Here is an 18374-nt window from a genome sequence, read left to right as displayed (position 1 = left end):
CCATTGACTTTCGCTGTGCTAGACAGTTTTTTGTTCAACGTGCTTATTTATATCGGCAAGGTGGGGGTGATTCTTTAATGTTTCTAATAACTCGCTGTAATCAAAGTCAATGATATTATTAAATTGCTGATAAATTGCCTGGATTGCTGTGTAGTCATCGGGTTCATCCAGTGTCAGGCGGTAGTGGCTGTGATCGTCACCTGCGCTAATGGTGTGGCTGGTCATGGTATTGAATTTAGCCATCCCTAAAGTGACGTGTTCTCTGTCAGGGGCGCTGCGGGCAAATTGGTGCGTTTGCGTCAGCAAACGAAATGCAAACACACAGGTGTCCAGACCGCGAGGAAAACCGCTGTGTGGTCCCAGGCTAACCATATCAACATCATGAGTTTGGTAATAGGTGATGGCCTGGCGAACCAGTCCGGAATCAATGAGGGGGCAATCACTCGTCAGACGCACGATAGCGGTACTGTCTTGGGCACCAAACTGACGGGCGGCCAGGTAGTAGCGGCTAAGCACATCCTCTGTACTACCTTTAAAGTACTTTACACCAAGTCGCTGACAAAGCGCGACTATGGGCTGTTCACTGCCATCATCTGTCGTTGCAATGATTACGTTATTGACTAAATCACCAAGCCGCTCCAGCATCACTTGCAATACTGTGCTATCACACAAAGGCAGCATTACTTTGCCGGGCAAACGGGTTGAGGTCATTCTTGCCTGAATAATAATCTGAACTTTATTCATTGAAGTCATTGTTATCATTGTAATTGAGATCAATATAGCAAATGATTACACTCAAAGACAGAGACAAAGTAGCGATGAAGCGCGCGAACCTATTGACTTTGGACAATGTTTATTCATATTTTCAAAGCAGGCGCACATTTTGCTTAATTTGATTTAGATGCCAGCGTAAAACAAGAAGGCGCACAGTGAATTTTCAGAAACAGATTACCATAGCAGGTGACCAAGTTGGCCATGATCAGCCTTGCTACATCATTGCAGAGATGTCTGCAAATCATGGCCAGTCATTAAGTAAAGCCAAAGAGCTGGTTTATGCAGCGAAAGAAGCCGGTGCGAATGCCATAAAGTTGCAAACTTACACCGCAGATACGCTAACTATGGACTGTAGACTGCCGCACTTTGAGGCAACCGGCCCGTGGCAGGGGCAGTATTTATATGATCTCTACAAAGGGGCCTATATGCCCTGGGATTTTCATGCTGAGCTGTTTGAGTTGGCTGAAAAAATTGGCATCACCTGCTTTTCTTCACCGTTTGATAAAACCGCAGTCGATCTGCTGGCTCAATTAAATGCGCCGGCCTATAAAATTGCCTCTCCGGAACTGATTGACCATCAACTTATCCGTGATGTGGCGGCCACCAATAAGCCGGTGATCATGTCAACGGGCGGCGCCACCCTGGTAGAGATTGCCGAGGCGGTAAAGGTAGCCGAAGACGCGGGTATTAAAGAGTTATGCCTGATGAAGTGTACCAGCACCTATCCTGCTCCGGCCGACAGCATAAACCTGCGCACCATCCCGCATATGCGAGAGGCATTTGGTTGTCCAGTGGGCTTGTCTGACCATACCTTAGGAAATGATGTACCGCTGGCTTCAGTGGCGGTCGGTGCCTGTATGATTGAAAAGCACTTTGTGATGAGCAAAGAGGATAACACCGCAGACAGTTTCTTCTCTATGACACCGGATGACCTGGCTGCGTTAGTGCATGGCGTTCGGCAAATTGAACTGGCAATGGGGCGGGTTCATTACCCCAGCGAGGCGTCTAAAGCACGCCGCTGTGTGTATATCGTCAAAGACATCAAAGCGGGGGAGCGGATCACGCCAGAACATGTTGCACAGATGCGACCTGGTGGCGGAGAAATTATGCCCAAATCTTTACCGGATGTTATTGGCCGCACAGTCAACAAGGCGCTGACGCGTGGCATGCAACTCAGCTGGGGAGACTTGCTATGAGTGTACAACGCGACGCGGTCCTGGCTCTGCTGAAAGAGTTTTTTGAAGCACGTGCTGTGGTGGTGAGCGAGGCTGATTTTGAGTCTTTCGATTTTATCGCCGCCGGTGTGCTGGATTCCTTTGAGGTATTGTCGATGATCATGCACATCGAAGCGCATTTTGGCTTGTCAGTCCCACCCGAACTGCTGCTGGATACGCGCAATGCGCAAGTGGGGCGTTTCGCTGATGCCATAGTGGCTCTGGCATGATAGCCATTCGTGTAGACACGCGCTGTGGCCTGGGTCACTTTATGCGTATGAAGTGGCTGGCTAAAGCGTTGCTCGAGCAGCAACAACGGGTAATGATGCTGGTGGATGCGGATACAGTGCCAGCGCGTTTTTATCACGATCTGGACATCGAGTTAGTCGAAGTACCGCAGCAACCAGATACCGTCAGTGATGCCAGCTTTGCCCTGGATGCCCTTGCACAGCGAGGAGAAATCGCCAGCCGCTGGGTGGTCGATGGTTATGGCTTTGACGTGCATTGGGAGCAACTTATTCGGCAAACAGGGGCGCCCTTGTTGGCCATGGATGATTTAGCCCGGGCGCATGTGGCCGACCTGGTGGTGGATGCCAAATGGCAGGGGGCACAGACTGCTGTGCGTTACAATGGCAAACTTGCTCAGCACAGCCAAACCTTATTGGGTCCCGATTATTGTATTCTGGCACCCGAGTACTGCCAGGCGCAGGCTGACGTGCGCGATGGCGGGTTGTTATTTTCACTGGGCGGAGGCGGAGACTGGCAAGTGCCTGCGCAATGGATTTCCCGCCTACTCGATACGCCGCCCGCCGGACTGGAAAACACACCAATACAAGTGGTGATAGGGCCCAAGGCCACGAACACCGAGCAGCTATACACACTGGCCTCACAACACAGCCGCTTAGTTTTGATTGAACAGGCAACCAGTTTGATTAGCTACTATCAGCGTTGTGGCTTTTTTGTCGGCGCGCTGGGCACATCTTTGTATGAACTGGCTGCGACACACACGGCAGCGCTGAGCTTTAGTCTGGCAGCCAACCAGGATAATGCATTAGCCGATCTTGAAGCGCTGGGTCATTACCTGCATATTCCGGACTTGCTGGCGCAGGATACACACAAGGTGACCGAGCTAATTGCAACTTTGTACAATGAGCGCAAACGTGTGCAACGACTTTGTACACAAGCGGCTGTTAAGGTGGACGGGCTGGGTGCGCAGCGTATTGCCTCAGCTTTGTTAAATGGAACCGGCGCAGGGTTGAGCACACTCAGAGACGGCAATGAACAGCCACACATCGGCTGGACACTGGCGGGTAACTTGCGATTGCTGCCGGTGACAGATATGCATATCAACCGTTATCTCAGTGCCCGTAACCGCAGCGATAACGCCTGGCGTATGACCATTACCGAGCGAATTAATGAAGTGGATCATTATCGCTGGTGGTTCCGGCAAACACGCGACTCATTTGTGCTGTTGCAGGACGATGAACCGCTACTCTATGTCTGGCACCAATGTACCACAATAGATGGACAGGCCTATCTGTTTGGTGGTTGGTTTGCAGCCAGTGACGCGGTTAATTTTGTCCATGCTCAGCTCATTTTGCAGTGGCAGCTGACACTCACGGGTGAGGCTTTCCCTGATGCCATCTGGGTTGCGGTGATCAATAAACAAAATCGATTTGTTAACCTGCTCAATGAGCGGGCGGGCTTTGTGGCGCTGGCAGAAGATGAGCCCGGTTATAAAGCTGTGCAGCAGCTCTTTCCTGGTGCCAGTCACCAGGACTTTAATTTTGTCGCCAAATATCCCACGAGGACAGACTGTGAGTAATATCTATCAAATTTTTGCGCAGCATGTGCAGTCTCAGCCAGATAAGGTTGCTTTGGTGTTTGAGCAACAAACAGTGAGTTATCAGGCGCTGAATATCAATGTATTGAAACTGTGTGCCCATTTTAACCGCTTAGGACTGCAGCCGGGTCAGCGGGTAGCCTTATTTGCGCCGAACGGCCTGGAATACCCGGTTGTGATGCTGGCAGCGGCGCGCCTCGGCCTTGCCATTGTGCCGCTACCCATCAGCCTGAAGGGTGATGCGCTGTCGGTGGCGTTAAAGAAAACCCCTGTTGCAGCGGTAATAGCCTGGCCTTCTATCGGGCGAACGCTATTGGCGGATGCAGTTATAGAGCCTGCTAACCTGATCAGTCTTTCACAACCAGTGGCTGATGAGCCGTGCTGGCAGGATATTATGTCAGAGGAGCTGCCCGCACAGGCGACAAATTCCCCTAAGCCACAGGTGGATATTAACGCGCCTTTTATACTCACTATGACATCCGGTTCGACCGGTCAGCCTAAGCCCATCGTACTGAGCCAGCAATGTAAAATCAGTCGTGCCTTTGACGCCACAATCCGCTATTACGGGTTAACTTTGGATGAGGTCGTGCTGGTTGCTACACCGCTTTATCACTCGCTGGCCCAGCGCGGGGTGTTGATGCCGCTGATGCTGGGGGCAACCAGTGTGATCCTGGCCAAATTTACTTTGCCGAAATGGCTGGAAGCCATTAAAACGCATCAAGTCAGTTTTTTATTTGCCGTATCAGCTCAATTAGAAAGCTTGCTCAGCTGTGACGAAGAAATGGACCTGAGCTCGCTGCGCTGCGTCGTGTCATCGTCTGCTGTGCTCGCTGGAGAATCTAAACAAGCGTTACTAAAGAAATTACCTTGTCGCTTGCATGAATGTTATGGCGCTTCTGAAGTGGGCGTCGTCAGTGATTTTTGTGTCAGCGAACGACGTGATAAAAACGGTGCTGTCGGCGCGGCTTTACCTTTTGTTCAGGTTAAAATCTTGGATAAAGAAGGGCGTACTTTGGATATCGGTGAAGTGGGTGAGATTGCCTGTCAGACGACAACCGGGTTCAGTGGCTATTTGAAAATGCCACAGCAGACGCAAGATGCTTATGACTCTGACGGGTATTTTCTTACGGGTGATCTGGGATATCTGGATGAAGACGGCTTTTTGTATTATGTCGGACGTAAAAAAGAGGTGATCTCCAGTGGGGGCATCAATATCTTTCCGCAGGATATCGAGGCTGTCATAAAGAAACACCCCAAAGTCATTGATTGTGTTGCTTTTGGATGTGCAGACAGGCAGCTGGGCGAATATATCAAAGTGGTTTATGAGCAGCTGGGGGATGTGGATATCAGTCGCGAGCTGCGGCTGCTGTGTTTAGCTGAGCTGACGGATTACCAGCAACCACGTGCGCTTGAGTGCCTCAGTGCACTACCCAGAAACCCGATGGGTAAAGTGCTGCGAAACGATGTAAAACTGCGTTACTCTGAGGTGTAAAAGGAGTGTCAGGAGGAAACCTGACACCACCCGTGTTGCTTATTAGAAGTGACTGCCGCTTCAAACAGCGCAAGCCCTGCCTGAGCCTGAGCAAAGCCAAAGACATATTCATTTTTGGGCGCGATACCCGCCTGGTAGGCCGTCAGGCCCTGGTGAATATCAGTGTATAAGTTGGCAAACGCTTCGACAAACCCGGTTGGGTGACCCGGCTTCATGCGGTTGTAACGAAACTGATGCGCGTATTGGCACTGACCAGCGCGGTCCAGTATCTCTCTTCTGCCATCACTAAACTGTAATTGCAGCTCATCCGGGTTGAGCTGTACCCAGGTGGCACTGCCAGCCGTGCCATAAACTCTGATCTGTAAGCCGTTACGATGGCCGATGGCGGTTTTTGACATCCACATACTACCGTTTATCCCGTCGGGGTACTTAAGCAGCATTTGCACGTCGTCAATCAACCCCGGATAGTCAGAGTGATTGGCAAATTGGGCGCAGGTTTCTGTTGGCTCCAGCTCCAGTAAATAACTCGACAAGTGATGTAAATGCACACCCAAATCCAGACAGATAGTCGGCACCTGATAATCCTGCAGCCGCCACGCCTGCGGCTTAGCAGGTTTGCCGGCAATATCCGGCGGACGTTTAAAACCTTCCTGTGGCATTTCCAGGTGAATTTTCTGGATCTGGCCAAGCCTCCCCTGAGTGATCAGATATTTGAGCTCACGGACCATAGCATAACCACTGTAGTTGTAAGTCACCGCCAGGAAGTGTGTCGCCGGGTCATACACTTTGGCCAAGGCTTGTGTCTCAGCGGTTCCACAGACCAATGACTTTTCACAAATGATCGGAATATTTTTGCTCAGTAATGCCGTTAGTACATCCAGGTGATGCGGTGTCGGCGTGAGAACCACCACCGCGTCTACCTGGTCTTTTTCTTGTTCGATAAGGGTGCGCCAGTCACTGTAGGTGCGCTCAGGGGCGATATCCCACTGTTTTGCGGTCGCCGTATTGGTATCCTGATCACGACTGAAAGCACCGGCTACCACTTTGAAACGATTATCCAGTTGTGCAGCACTAAAGTGCACGTAGCCGACGGCCGAATTCATGCCTCCGCCGATAAAAGCAAGGTGTAAGGGCTTGGTTGTCATGGCTGCTACTCCTTTAGTGCAGAGTGATTTTTTTGCCAATCGCTGAGCAGCTGGCAAAGGGTATCGACGACATGCTGCTGTTGTGCAGTCGTCAAAGACGGAAACAGTGGCAAGGTAATCGCACTGTGATAATAGGCTTCGCTGGCTGGGCAATAACCGGACTTGAACCCTAATTGTTGATAATAGGGCTGCAGATAAATAGGGATATAGTGCACATGAGCAAAGACCCCTTGGGCTCTTAACTGCGTCACAAGATACTCATGTAACTGCTCGGTGCTATGAGCAATTCTGACCACATACAAATGGTAAGCACTGTACTGATTATCGGACTGGGATAACGGCGTTACCTCTTCAACTTTTGCAAACAAGACATCATAGTGTTGCGCAAGCTTGTTGCGAGTGGCCACAAATCGGTCAAGTTGTGCTAACTGACTCAGGCCCAGTGCGGCATGCAGGTCGGTCATGCGATAGTTGAACCCCAGCGCTTGTTGCTGATAGTACCAGGGACCATGACTTGGCTCAGTCAGCAAGGTGGGGTCCGCCGTGATACCATGGCTGCGTAATGAGCGCATGCGTTGTGCAAGCTGCTCATTTTGCGTCACGGCCATACCACCTTCAGCCGAAGTTATAATTTTAACCGGGTGAAAGCTGAACACACAAATATCTGAATAGTCACAGTGGCCAACAGGTTTATCCTGATAGCGTCCTCCGATAGCGTGGGATGCATCTTCGATGATTTTAAAGCCATATTGGCTGGCGAGCTTTGCGATAGCTTCCATATCGCAAGACTGCCCAGCAAAGTGTACGGGGATAACTACATCGGGCAGTTTACCGAGTGCTTGGGCGCGTTTCAGTTTGTCTTCCAGTGCACTGATACACAAATTACCTGTTGCGGCATCAATGTCGGTAAAGTCTACTGAGGCGCCGCAGTACAGGGCGCAATTTGATGAAGCCACAAAAGAATTTGGTACCGTCCAGACCAAACTATCCGCTGTGACATCCAGTGCCATACAGGCAATGTGCAAAGCAGATGTTGCACTATTCACTGCTACGGCATGTGCCGCCTGACAGTACTGTGCAACAGCTTCTTCAAATTGCGGTACAACCGGACCCTGAGTCAGAAAATCAGACTGCAATACCGCTACAACTGCATCTATATCTTGCTGCGCGATGTTCTGTTTGCCATAAGGGATCATGTTGTGCTCCTGTCAGGCTAGATCAATGCCTGAGCATTAAAAGCTTTAATGGCTTCGACAGACAGGTAGTCCGGGTTACTGAGTGAATTGTACTCAAATCCAGGTGCTACAGCATGACCTCGCTCCCCGAGTGCATTGGTATCAAAGTCATTGCTGCGGCTGCTAAACTTAATGCCGGGCGCGATGACAAAGTGATCGCTAAATTCAAAGGTATCAAAGCAGAGATCTTCGGGACACATTACTTCGTGCAGCTTTTCTCCCGGGCGTATACCAATTATTTTATGTGGTAGTTGCGGTGCCATGGCTGTGGCAAGATCCACAATGCGGATGGAAGGGATCTTAGGTACGAAAATCTCCCCGCCCAGCATACGCTCAAAATTTTTCAGCACGAAGTCTACCCCCTGCTGGAGACTGATCCAGAAGCGCGTCATATCGGCATGGGTAATAGGAATATGATCGCAACCTTCATCGATAAAGCGTTGAAATACAGGAACAACCGAGCCTCTCGAACACACCACATTGCCGTATCGAACGACAGAGAACAGGGTTTTATGTCCACCTGCGATGTTATTTGCTGCAACAAACAATTTATCGGAAGCCAGCTTAGTGGCACCGTACAGGTTGATCGGGTTAGCTGCCTTATCCGTTGACAGGGCAATCACCTTTTCAACGTTGTTATCGAGCGCAGCCTCAATCACGTTCTCGGCGCCATTAATATTGGTTTTGATGCACTCCATGGGATTATACTCAGCCGCTGGCACTTGCTTGAGTGCTGCGGCATGGATCACATAATCGACGCCCTGCATGGCACGATAAAGGCGGCTTTTGTCTCGAACGTCACCGATAAAGTAACGCATGCAAGGGTCATTAAATACTTGCTGCATCTCAAATTGTTTTAGCTCATCACGAGAAAAAACAATAATTTTCTTTGGCTTATATCGGGTAAGTAGTGTCTTAACATACTTTTTGCCGAATGAGCCGGTGCCGCCTGTGATGAGAATGGTTTTGTTATCAAACATAAAGTCCACCTAAAGGTGCATTGAATTCTTTACAGTATAGAAAAAGGTATGACTGTAAGAAACCCGCCTAACTAAAGATAAAAAAGTGATTACTCAACACTTTATATCAGTTATGGAGTTTTTGCAGTAAATATACCAAGCGTAATATTCAATTTCTTACAATAGATGACTTTTTGAACACAAAGGAGTAGACTTAGTGCTATATAACACCTGATGGGGAGGCGTTATGCAGATAAAATCTCAAAGTAATAGTTTTTTTAATCAGGTTGATCAAACCAATAACAAGCTTAATCAACAGCTTGCCAGCGGTAAAAAGGTCAACTCGGCAGCGGATGATGCGGCTGCACTGCAAATTATCAACCGGCTGACATCTCAGCAGGAAGGATATAATCAGTCTATCCGCAATGCTTATGACGGCATCTCTTACTCGCAAACAACAGACTCTGCTTTGTCTGGAGTGAACGATGCTGTGTCGCGGATCCGTGAATTGTCGATCCAAGCGGGCAGTGGTGCACTGACCGATTCAGACAGACAAGCCTTGCAGGACGAAGTGTCTCAGCTTCAGTCGCAGATCACCGACACCTTTGAAAATACCACCTTTGGTGGCCAGGCCTTGTTTGACGGCAACCAAACCAGTTTCCAGGTTGGGCCAGATGCCAATACAACGCAAGGCTTTACAGCGTCGGACGGCAGCTTTGCTAATCCTATTCTGAGTGTTGATATTTCAACGCAGGCGGGTGCGCAAACGGCCATAGATGCCGCCGATCAAGTTTCTGAAGCGCTGAATACGCAAAGAACGCAGCTAGGCGCGTTTGAAAACACCCTGAACAGTACAATACGCGGTCTGGGTACGCAAAGAGATAATATCGCCGAAAGTCAAAGTCGGATCCAGGACACTGACTATGCCAGTGCGGTTGCAGAGCAAACAGCCAATGATATTTTGTCTCAGGCGTCAATTGCATTGCGAGGCCAGGCAAACCAGTCAGCTTCATCTGTTTTAGGTCTGCTATAGGTCCACTGCGGTCTCAACAAGCATTTCACGAAAGCCAGCGAATCAACGCTGGCTTTTTTGTGCATTTTACCCATTGGCGAGCGCCTTCCCTGCACGTTGATGTAACTGCAATCATACAGTAGCCGACGCTACTTATACCTGCGATGAAAAAAGCTACTCAGCGTACTTACGCACATGTCCCCTTAAAATGTACGCCCCTCTGATTTTTCGACACTTTAATCCTTAAGTATTGATTTAGCGCATAGGCGGTGGCGTTTTTTTGGCGTTGATGTCAAAAACTTGCCACTTAGGTATTGCATCCCCATGTCACTGACTTACAATCAATACTATTGATATAAACAAAGAAGTTGGATCTTGCGGGCATGATTACGATCCTCGATAACAATAATAACAGAGCATCTGGACTGGCAGCGGCATTGGGCTTTGTTGGTCAGCCAGCTCAGGTAGTTGCGGAGTCTGATTTTACTCCTGCGCTGTTAAGCAATCTGCAGGAGCCTGTGGTCATCCTGGGGGCTTTGTCGCAATTAGAGCATGAGGCGTTGATTAAGTCTTTGCCCGCCGTCCCGTTCCTGTTAATTGGGGAAACATTAAGGCCGCTACTTGCTCTGGCCAACGTCATTGGCCTCATCACTGAGCCTTTTGGTCAGGAAGTGACAATGCAATTGTTACATGACTGCCAGCAATACTTGCGCATGCTACCTGGGAAATCGACTCAACTGAACGATGCTAAATCGTTTGATGGCCTGGTCGGAGATACTAAAGCCGTTAAAGAAGTGCGCTTTTTGATTTCTCAGGTTGCTAAAACAGATGCCAACGTTTTGATCCTCGGTGAGTCAGGAACCGGTAAAGAAGTTGTTGCGCGTAATGTGCATTTGCTCTCTAACCGTAATAGTGGTCCATTTGTTCCGGTCAATTGTGGTGCTATTCCTGGGGAGTTGCTTGAAAGTGAGCTTTTCGGACACGAGAAAGGTGCGTTTACCGGGGCGATTTCTGCGCGTAAAGGCCGCTTCGAACTGGCGCAAGGCGGCACACTCTTTCTTGATGAAATTGGTGATATGCCATTGCAAATGCAGGTTAAGTTGTTGCGTGTATTGCAGGAGCGTAGCTACGAGCGTGTTGGTGGAACCAAGCCAATTCAGGCTGATGTCCGTGTGATCGCTGCAACACACCGCAATCTGGAAATCATGATTGAAGAGGGCAAGTTCCGTGAGGATTTGTTCTATCGCCTAAATGTGTTTCCCATCGAGAACCCGTCACTGCGAGAGCGTGCTGACGATATTCCATTATTGTTAAAAGAGTTGCTGCGCCGCGTAAGTGAGCAAGGTGGTAGTTCGGTCAAATTTACCGATCGCGCAATTGAAAGTCTCAAGGCACATGGCTGGCCAGGCAACATTCGCGAGCTGGCTAATCTGGTAGAACGTATGGCCATTATGTTCCCTGAAAAAGTCGTGGATGTGACGGATCTGCCAGGTAAGTATCGCTACATCGACGTCGAAGCCTTTGAGCCTGAGTATCCAGAAGAGCTACTCGAAAAAGATGTCTTCAACGAGTTATTCAGTGAAGGATTCAGCGATTTTGAGGATGAAGAAGAAATACTCGAACAAGGCAGTGCAGAAACCGGCCTGGGATTATTGCCAGACGAAGGGATCGAGCTTAAAGAGTACCTGGCTGAGATGGAAATTAGCCTGATCACTCAGGCTCTTGAGCGCTATGATTATGTGGTCGCCAGAGCCGCTGAGATATTGGGTGTACGCCGTACAACGCTGGTCGAGAAAATGAAAAAATACAACCTGAATCGCGACTAGAAATAATCGTAACACACTGAGAAACGGCGCTTCTATAGCGCCGTTTTTGATGGTCTTGGAAATGCTGCCTGCCGATTTTTCTGGTCGGGTGGCCAGGGCGAAAAAGTAAATATCATCCGGTGTTTTTGTTTTAAATTAATACCAATTCTTCTAACGAAACTTTTAACCTCGTTTGCGGCATATTTGCTCCTTCAAATCGAACAGGTATTCAGTGAAATTGGCATAAGTTACACTGATGTATGCTACTTTTGAGTACTCAGCTTCGCTTTAATATCCAACTGCTGACATGCCTCTATAATAGGTGCTTTGCAACAGCAGTCTTCGTGATGGTCATTGACCATGCCGCAGGCCTGCATATGGGCATAAACTGTGGTGGGTCCAAGAAACTTGAAGCCACGCTTTTTTAAATCTTTCGCAAATTGTGTGCTTATCTCTGTGGTTGCCTGATAATCTTCAGGACTGTGGATCGTGCTTACGATCGGCGTAAAATCAACAAACCGCCACTGGTAGTATGCAAAGCTGCCAAATTCTTGTTGTATCTCAATAAACCGCTTGGCGTTATTGATTGTTGCCTGAATTTTGAGTTTATTGCGAATGATCCCCGTGTTTCCCATCAGTCTGATGACGTCCTCTTCAGTCATTGCCGCGACCTTATGTGGGTCAAATTGATGAAAAGCCGCCCGGTAGTTGTCGCGCTTTTTCAAAATGGTGTACCAGCTCAGGCCTGCCTGTGCCGATTCCAGCGTGATAAACTCGAACAGCTTAGTGTCTTCCAGTACGGGTTTTCCCCATTCCTCATCGTGATAGGTGACATAATCAGGCTTACTTAAATCGACCCAGTGACAGCGTGTGCGCATGATATCTTCCGTAAGTTAGGTGATGTACATGTACCAGTTTAGCGTATATTGAAGTGCTGTACAAATAAACAGTGTCAAACTTTTGAAGGTGTTTCTCTTTACATAATTTGCTGAATTTAATAGAAAATAAAGTTGGCACGTCAATTGCTTTTTACAAGTATCTAGGTTTAAGAGAGCAATATCATGGCATTAGCAAAAGTGATTAATCCACAATTTGTGCCAACGACTCAGTACAATCCCTGTCTGCTGCAAGAAGCCTACATGGGTGAGCTGAGCGATCTGCGTCAGCAGGCCAGCTGGCTGGGTCATCTGGTTGACACCATGCCTGCAGGTGTGGTGGTACTGGATGGTCAGGGCATGATAGCCAAGGCGAATCAGATAGCAATTGATATGCTGGGTGAACCACTGGAAGGTGAAAAGTGGTTCAGTATTATCCAGCGCTCTTTTAGTCCACAGCAGGATGATGGCCATGAAGTCTCGCTTAAAGACGGGCGCCTTATCAAGCTGGATATTACAGCACTGACGCCAGAACCAGGTCAGTTGATATTGATGACAGATCTGACGGAAACCCGACGCCTGCAGGCACGTGTTGCACATATGCAGCGCCTGAGTGCGCTGGGCAAGATGGTTGCCTCTTTGGCTCATCAGGTGCGCACGCCTTTGTCTGCGGCCATGCTGTATGGCGCCAATTTGGGCAGCAGTAAACTGCCAGCTCAATCACGAGATAAATTCCACACTAAGTTGATGTCTCGCCTGAAAGACCTTGAAAATCAGGTCAATGATATGTTGTTGTTCGCAAAAAGTGGTGAGCAACAGGTGATTGAGCGTGTTTCAATGCAGCAATTGCTAAGTGAGGTCAAAGCGGGGGCTGATGCAATGGTGCTACTGCACAAAGCACAGTTGTCCGTTGAACTACCTGAGCCAGATATCGAAATTCTGGGCAATAAAACAGCGCTGGCCAGTGCAATTCAGAATCTGATCCATAACAGTGTTCAGCATATTGGGGCGGGTGCCAAAATTGAGATTTGCGCCAAGCGTGAGTCTGGTACAGACACTGTCCGCATCAGTGTTTCCGATAATGGCCCTGGTGTTGATCTGAATCAGGCAAGCAAATTATTTGAACCTTTTTATACAACTAAATCTCAGGGCACTGGTCTGGGGTTAGCCGTTGTGAACTCGGTCGCCCATTCTCACAAAGGTCGGGTTGACGTCAAGAACAATGAAAGTGGAGGAGCATGTTTTAGCATGTTACTGCCTATTTCCAGCGAACATTCATCATTACAGGAGGCCGTATGAGCAACAAAATTTTGGTTGTCGAAGACGATGCCGGGTTGCGTGAAGCACTGATAGACACCCTTGAAATGTCAGGGTTTGAGTGCGTCGAAGCCGATAGCGCTGAACAGGCAGTCATACTGTTAAAAGAGCAGGTATTTTCCCTGTTGGTCAGCGATGTACAAATGGGGGCCATGAGTGGCCTGGATCTGCTCAGAACGGTGAAACTTAATTACCCTGAGCTACCTGTGTTGATGATGACTGCTTATGCCACAATAGATGACGCGGTTGAAGCCATGCGCCTGGGAGCGATTGACTACATGGCTAAGCCATTTGCACCTGAGGTATTACTTAACATGGTCAGCCGTTATATGCCGGAGAAAGAGAAAGAAACCGACGGCCCGGTGGTTGCTGACAGTAAAAGCCTGGAGTTGCTTGAGTTAGCTAAGAAAGTAGCGCGCTCTGATGCCAGTGTGATGGTGCTGGGCCCAAGCGGTTCAGGTAAAGAAGTGCTCGCGCGCTATATTCACGACCGCTCGGATCGTGCAGAACAGCCTTTTGTGGCAATTAACTGTGCCGCTATCCCGGAGAATATGCTTGAAGCAACATTGTTTGGCTACGAAAAAGGGGCATTTACTGGCGCTATTGCAGCTTGCCCAGGCAAGTTTGAGCAAGCACAAAAGGGCACTATACTCCTTGATGAAATCACCGAAATGGATCTGGGCTTACAAGCTAAATTGTTGCGGGTATTACAGGAAAGGGAAGTGGAACGTCTTGGGGGCAGAAAGACCATTGAGCTGGATGTCAGGGTATTGGCGACCAGTAACCGAGATCTTAAAGAAGCCGTTAATGATGGTGTCTTTCGCGAAGACCTATATTATCGTTTGAATGTCTTTCCTCTGACCTGGCTGCCTCTTGCGGAGCGCGGTGGGGATATTGTCCCGCTAGCTGAGCACCTGTTACAGCGTCACTGTGACAAATCCGGCAAATTGACACCTGTATTATCACAGAGCGCGCAGGATAAATTGCTCAGTCATCGTTGGCCGGGTAACGTCAGAGAACTGGATAACGTGGTGCAACGAGCCTTGATTTTGCAACAGGGAACAGAGATCACTGCTGACGACATCTTTATTGAGAACTTTTCACCGCGATCAGTGAGTACACCGCAGCAGCCAGTTGATCAGGTTCTCACACCTGTGCGCAACGATGCTGAAGAGGTCAGTTCGATTGCCATTAATGTGAATAATGACGATGCTGAGGGGCTCAATTATAAAGAAGAGCTTCAGGACAAAGAGCATCAAATTATTCTGGATACACTTTCCCGGTGTAATGGCAAGCGTAAGGACGTCGCTGAGCTGTTGGGGATCAGCCCCAGAACGCTTCGCTACAAACTCGCCAGAATGCGTGACCTGGGGTTACCTGTTCCAGCCTGAGTGAAACCCCTTTATCCGGGCATTTGATATGTCCGGATAAAGGGGGTTTTTGATGATCCGATCGCAGAACTATCCTACTGTCAAAAAATCGACCTTCCAAAAATTAACTTAACCAGTTGAAATATAATTAAATTATAGTTGGCACGCTTTATGCTTTGTTAGGGGTATGTATAACTCACAAAGTGAGCCAGACCATGAAAATTCAATCTACCGGGCTTTATCAGGAAATGCAGGCAATGGCCTCAGAAGCCGGCCGCGTAAGACCACAGGATCCGAATAAGCTGCCAGTTCAGGCAACAGCTGCTACCTCAAGCGCCCAGTTTGGTGACTTACTCAGCGATGCACTTAATACCGTAGCTGGATTACAGCGTGACGCTAAAGAAAAGGTGACTGCTGTTGAAATGGGCGACCGCAGTGTTTCACTGGCTGAAGCAATGATTGCCAAGAACAAATCTTCGGTGGCATTTGATGCTACAGTACAGGTCAGAAATAAGCTGATAGAAGCTTATAAAGACATCATGAGCATGCCAGTATAATCAGAGTTTAGCGGAGAGTAATCGTGGCTACTAATCAATCAACCGATCTGGCACTTGCTGATGGACAAACAGTTCCCGGCGCAAGTGGCGAAGCAGATACGCAACAAGAGCAAAAATCGGGCTACTTTAGTGCTTTGAGCGGTGTTGATATGCTCCGCCAGGTTACTTTGGTGATCGCACTGGCCATCTGTCTGGCAATCGCGATTTTTATCATTATCTGGGCACGTCAGCCAGATATGCGTCCGTTAGGTCAATATCCTACCGAAGAGCTGGTTCAGACCCTGGACTTTCTGGATGCACAGAAAATTGAGTATGAACTGGATGGCAACACCATCATGGTGGCTGAGTCAGATTATCAGGATATCAAGCTGAGAATGGCCCGTGATGGGTTTAGCCAGGCACCAAGCAGTGGCACCGATATTCTGATGCAGGATATGGGCTTTGGTGTGAGTCAACGTTTGGAGCGTGAACGTCTTAAGCACAGCCGTGAACAACAACTGGCCCGCACCATTGAAGAACTGCAGGATATTAACCGCGCTAAAGTTCTGCTGGCTATTCCGAAAGAGAATGTATTTGCACGACGTGAAAAACAGCCGTCAGCGACTGTAGTCGTGACGCTTAAACGTGGTCGGACACTGGATAGTGAAGAAGTAGATTCAATTGTTGATATCGTTGCGTCTGCGGTACAGGGGTTAACACCAGCACGTGTCACTGTGACAGATCAGAATGGTCGTTTGCTTAACTCTGGCTCTCAGGATTCTCTGGCAGCACGTTCTCGCAAAGAATATGAGATAGAGCGTAAGCGTGAACAGGAATACCTGGAAAAAATCGACAGTATCATGATCCCTGTTGTCGGTTTGGGTAAGTATACCGCACAGGTTGACCTGACCATGGACTTCAGCGCGATAGAAGAAACTCAGAAACGCTTTAACCCGGATTTGCCCGCGGTACGCAGTGAAACCACGTTTGAAGAGAACAATGTGGGCGGCCTGGCGGTGGGGATCCCTGGTGCGCTAACGAACCAGCCTCCGGTGAACTCAAATATTCCAGAAGTAGCCGGACAAGGCAATGGCTCGGGCACAACCCCGTCACGTATACACAAAGAAGCGACACGTAACTACGAGCTGGACACCACTATCTCACATAAACGTCAACAAACCGGCGTGATCCGTCGCATCAGTGTTTCGGTTGCTGTGGACTACATGAATAAGCCCGATGCCGAGGGCAATATGGTTATGACACCGCGTTCTCAGGAAGAGCTGAATAACATTCGTCGCTTGCTACAGGGCGGGGTGGGTTTTGATATGCAGCGTGGTGACGCGCTGGAAGTGGTGACTGTACCGTTTGTACGTGAAAATATTTTGGAAGAAAGCGACTTACCCCTTTGGGAGCAGGAATGGTTCATGAAAACCGTCCGTCTGGTTATGGGCGCGCTGGTCATCATAGTGCTGATTCTGGCGGTCGTGAGACCTATGCTGAAACGCCTGATTTACCCAGAAGATACGCTTGAAGAATATGATGAAGATGCACTAACCTCTGGAGTAGACCTTGGTGACAGCACTTTAGATATGTTAAACAATGACTTTGATGAATCAGCAGTTGGCTTCTCTTCCGATGGTACATTACAATTGCCAGACTTACATGGTGATGAAGATTTGCTTAAAGCTGTCCGTGCACTGGTTGCGAATGAGCCAGAGCTGTCTTCTCAAGTAGTCAAAGCATGGTTAACCGAAGATGAGTGATGAAGAACAAAAACAACTGCCGCCGGCGTTCGATGTAGACAAACTGGATGGGGTCGATAAGGCCGCCATCCTGCTACTAAGCCTGACGGAAGAAGATGCCGCCCAGATCCTGAAACACCTTGAACCTAAACAGGTGCAAAAAGTGGGTATGGCAATGGCGGCACTCGATGACTTATCGCAGGCCAAAATCAGTGCGGTCCACAATCTGTTTATCGAGCAAATTCAGAGTTTCAGTACCATTGGCTTCCAGTCAGAAGACTTCATTAAGAAGGCACTGACTGCGGCACTGGGCGAAGATAAAGCTGCCAGCCTGATCGACCAGATTGTGATGGGATCGGGCGCTAAAGGTCTGGACTCATTGAAATGGATGGATTCCAAGCAGGTTGCCAATATTATTCGTAATGAGCACCCGCAGATCCAAACGATTGTATTGTCTTATCTCGAACCAGAGCAATCCGCTGAAATCCTCTCTCAGTTCCCTGAGAAAGTTCGCCTCGATCTGACAATGCGGATCGCTAACCTCGAAGAAGTACAGCCAGCAGCACTGCAAGAGCTGAATGAAATCATGGAGAAACAGTTCGCAGGTCAGGCCGGTGCGCAAGCTGCGAAAATGGGTGGCCTGAAAGCCGCTGCGGATATCATGAACTACCTGGATACCAACATCGAAGGTCAGCTGATGGACTCTATCCGTGAACATGATGAAGAGATGTCGCAGCAAATTCAGGATCTGATGTTTGTCTTCGAAAACCTCATGGATGTGGAAGATCGCGGTATTCAGGCGATTCTGCGTGAGGTGCAGCAGGATGTACTGATGAAAGCCATCAAAGGCGCCGACGATTCATTGAAAGACAAGATTATGAAGAACATGTCTAAACGTGCGGCTGAGATGATGGCGGATGATTTAGAAGCCATGCCGCCAGTGCGGATCAGTGAAGTGGAAGCTGCGCAAAAAGAGATCCTGGCAACGGCTCGACGCCTTGCTGACTCAGGTGAAATTATGCTTGGCGGCGGTGGCGGTGAGGAGTTCCTGTAAA

General features: G+C 48.8%; 16 protein-coding genes. 11 read left to right on the top strand and 5 right to left on the bottom strand.

The genetic code is table 11. From position 1 onward, the window contains the following. Window positions 1-18: 18 nt before the first annotated feature. On the bottom strand, window positions 19-744 hold the full coding sequence (locus ACXAH1_RS06640; protein WP_475195030.1) for a cytidylyltransferase domain-containing protein: 726 nt from the start codon (window positions 742-744) through the stop codon (window positions 19-21). A 185-nt stretch (window positions 745-929) separates the two neighbouring features. Here ACXAH1_RS06640 and pseI point away from each other — a divergent pair, with 185 nt between their 5' ends. From pseI to ACXAH1_RS06620, 4 genes are read left to right on the top strand one after another with little or no spacing between them, the layout of a single operon-like run. Continuing rightward, a complete protein-coding gene (gene pseI / locus ACXAH1_RS06635; protein WP_475195028.1) occupies window positions 930-1970 on the top strand; it encodes a pseudaminic acid synthase in 1041 nt (346 codons plus the stop codon). Next, the gene (locus ACXAH1_RS06630) at window positions 1967-2218 is read left to right on the top strand and encodes a phosphopantetheine-binding protein (protein ID WP_046003928.1); all 252 of its coding nucleotides are present in this window, start codon (window positions 1967-1969) and stop codon (window positions 2216-2218) included. Before pseI ends, ACXAH1_RS06630 begins: the two co-directional genes overlap by 4 nt. Then, window positions 2215-3813, top strand: a complete 1599-nt coding sequence (locus ACXAH1_RS06625) for a pseudaminic acid biosynthesis protein PseG (protein ID WP_475195025.1) — start codon at window positions 2215-2217, stop codon at window positions 3811-3813. The genes ACXAH1_RS06630 and ACXAH1_RS06625 overlap by 4 nt, the downstream gene beginning before the upstream one ends. Continuing rightward, window positions 3806-5323, top strand: coding sequence for a class I adenylate-forming enzyme family protein (locus ACXAH1_RS06620; RefSeq protein ID WP_475195023.1), 1518 nt, complete (start codon window positions 3806-3808; stop codon window positions 5321-5323). Before ACXAH1_RS06625 ends, ACXAH1_RS06620 begins: the two co-directional genes overlap by 8 nt. An 8-nt stretch (window positions 5324-5331) precedes the next feature. On the opposite strand, the gene ACXAH1_RS06615 is transcribed toward ACXAH1_RS06620, so the two are convergent. The 3 genes from ACXAH1_RS06615 to pseB are packed head-to-tail and all read right to left on the bottom strand — an operon-like array spanning window position 5332 to window position 8683. Beyond that, window positions 5332-6468, bottom strand: a complete 1137-nt coding sequence (locus ACXAH1_RS06615) for a Gfo/Idh/MocA family protein (protein WP_475195020.1) — start codon at window positions 6466-6468, stop codon at window positions 5332-5334. Between the two features lie 5 nt (window positions 6469-6473). Continuing rightward, window positions 6474-7664, bottom strand: coding sequence for a UDP-4-amino-4,6-dideoxy-N-acetyl-beta-L-altrosamine transaminase (gene pseC / locus ACXAH1_RS06610; protein WP_475195018.1), 1191 nt, complete (start codon window positions 7662-7664; stop codon window positions 6474-6476). Between the two features lie 17 nt (window positions 7665-7681). Continuing rightward, window positions 7682-8683 carry a UDP-N-acetylglucosamine 4,6-dehydratase (inverting) gene (gene pseB / locus ACXAH1_RS06605; protein ID WP_046003923.1) on the bottom strand — a complete coding sequence of 334 codons (1002 nt, stop codon included), beginning with the start codon at window positions 8681-8683 and terminating at the stop codon, window positions 7682-7684. A 226-nt stretch (window positions 8684-8909) separates the two neighbouring features. On the opposite strand from pseB, the gene ACXAH1_RS06600 reads away from it, so the two are divergent. Both ACXAH1_RS06600 and ACXAH1_RS06595 read left to right on the top strand, forming a co-directional pair. Further along, window positions 8910-9695: a flagellin N-terminal helical domain-containing protein gene (locus tag ACXAH1_RS06600; protein ID WP_046003922.1), complete on the top strand. Its 786-nt coding sequence runs from the start codon at window positions 8910-8912 to the stop codon at window positions 9693-9695. A 362-nt stretch (window positions 9696-10057) separates the two neighbouring features. Beyond that, window positions 10058-11500 carry a sigma-54 dependent transcriptional regulator gene (locus ACXAH1_RS06595; RefSeq protein ID WP_475195013.1) on the top strand — a complete coding sequence of 481 codons (1443 nt, stop codon included), beginning with the start codon at window positions 10058-10060 and terminating at the stop codon, window positions 11498-11500. 242 nt (window positions 11501-11742) lie between these two features. Here ACXAH1_RS06595 and ACXAH1_RS06590 read toward each other — a convergent pair whose 3' ends face one another. Further along, window positions 11743-12357, bottom strand: a complete 615-nt coding sequence (locus tag ACXAH1_RS06590; RefSeq protein WP_475195010.1) for a DNA-3-methyladenine glycosylase I — start codon at window positions 12355-12357, stop codon at window positions 11743-11745. A gap of 183 nt (window positions 12358-12540) precedes the next feature. Here ACXAH1_RS06590 and ACXAH1_RS06585 point away from each other — a divergent pair, with 183 nt between their 5' ends. The 5 genes from ACXAH1_RS06585 to fliG all read left to right on the top strand — a co-directional run bounded on the left by ACXAH1_RS06585 (window position 12541) and on the right by fliG (window position 18373). Further along, window positions 12541-13653 (top strand): sensor histidine kinase, encoded by a 1113-nt coding sequence (locus ACXAH1_RS06585; protein WP_253048937.1) that lies wholly within the window; start codon window positions 12541-12543, stop codon window positions 13651-13653. Next, window positions 13650-15062 carry a sigma-54-dependent transcriptional regulator gene (locus tag ACXAH1_RS06580; protein WP_253048935.1) on the top strand — a complete coding sequence of 471 codons (1413 nt, stop codon included), beginning with the start codon at window positions 13650-13652 and terminating at the stop codon, window positions 15060-15062. Before ACXAH1_RS06585 ends, ACXAH1_RS06580 begins: the two co-directional genes overlap by 4 nt. A 194-nt stretch (window positions 15063-15256) precedes the next feature. Beyond that, window positions 15257-15598 carry a flagellar hook-basal body complex protein FliE gene (fliE, locus tag ACXAH1_RS06575; protein WP_054015615.1) on the top strand — a complete coding sequence of 114 codons (342 nt, stop codon included), beginning with the start codon at window positions 15257-15259 and terminating at the stop codon, window positions 15596-15598. A gap of 20 nt (window positions 15599-15618) precedes the next feature. Further along, window positions 15619-17340, top strand: a complete 1722-nt coding sequence (gene fliF, locus ACXAH1_RS06570; RefSeq protein ID WP_475195128.1) for a flagellar basal-body MS-ring/collar protein FliF — start codon at window positions 15619-15621, stop codon at window positions 17338-17340. Then, the gene (gene fliG, locus ACXAH1_RS06565; RefSeq protein ID WP_054015617.1) at window positions 17333-18373 is read left to right on the top strand and encodes a flagellar motor switch protein FliG; all 1041 of its coding nucleotides are present in this window, start codon (window positions 17333-17335) and stop codon (window positions 18371-18373) included. Before fliF ends, fliG begins: the two co-directional genes overlap by 8 nt. The last annotated feature ends 1 nt before the right edge of the window (window position 18374 follow it).

The organism is Pseudoalteromonas sp. AWH4_217 (genome assembly GCF_056161105.1).
Note: the sequence above shows the minus strand (reverse complement) of the source record. Positions and strands in the feature narration are given on the sequence as shown.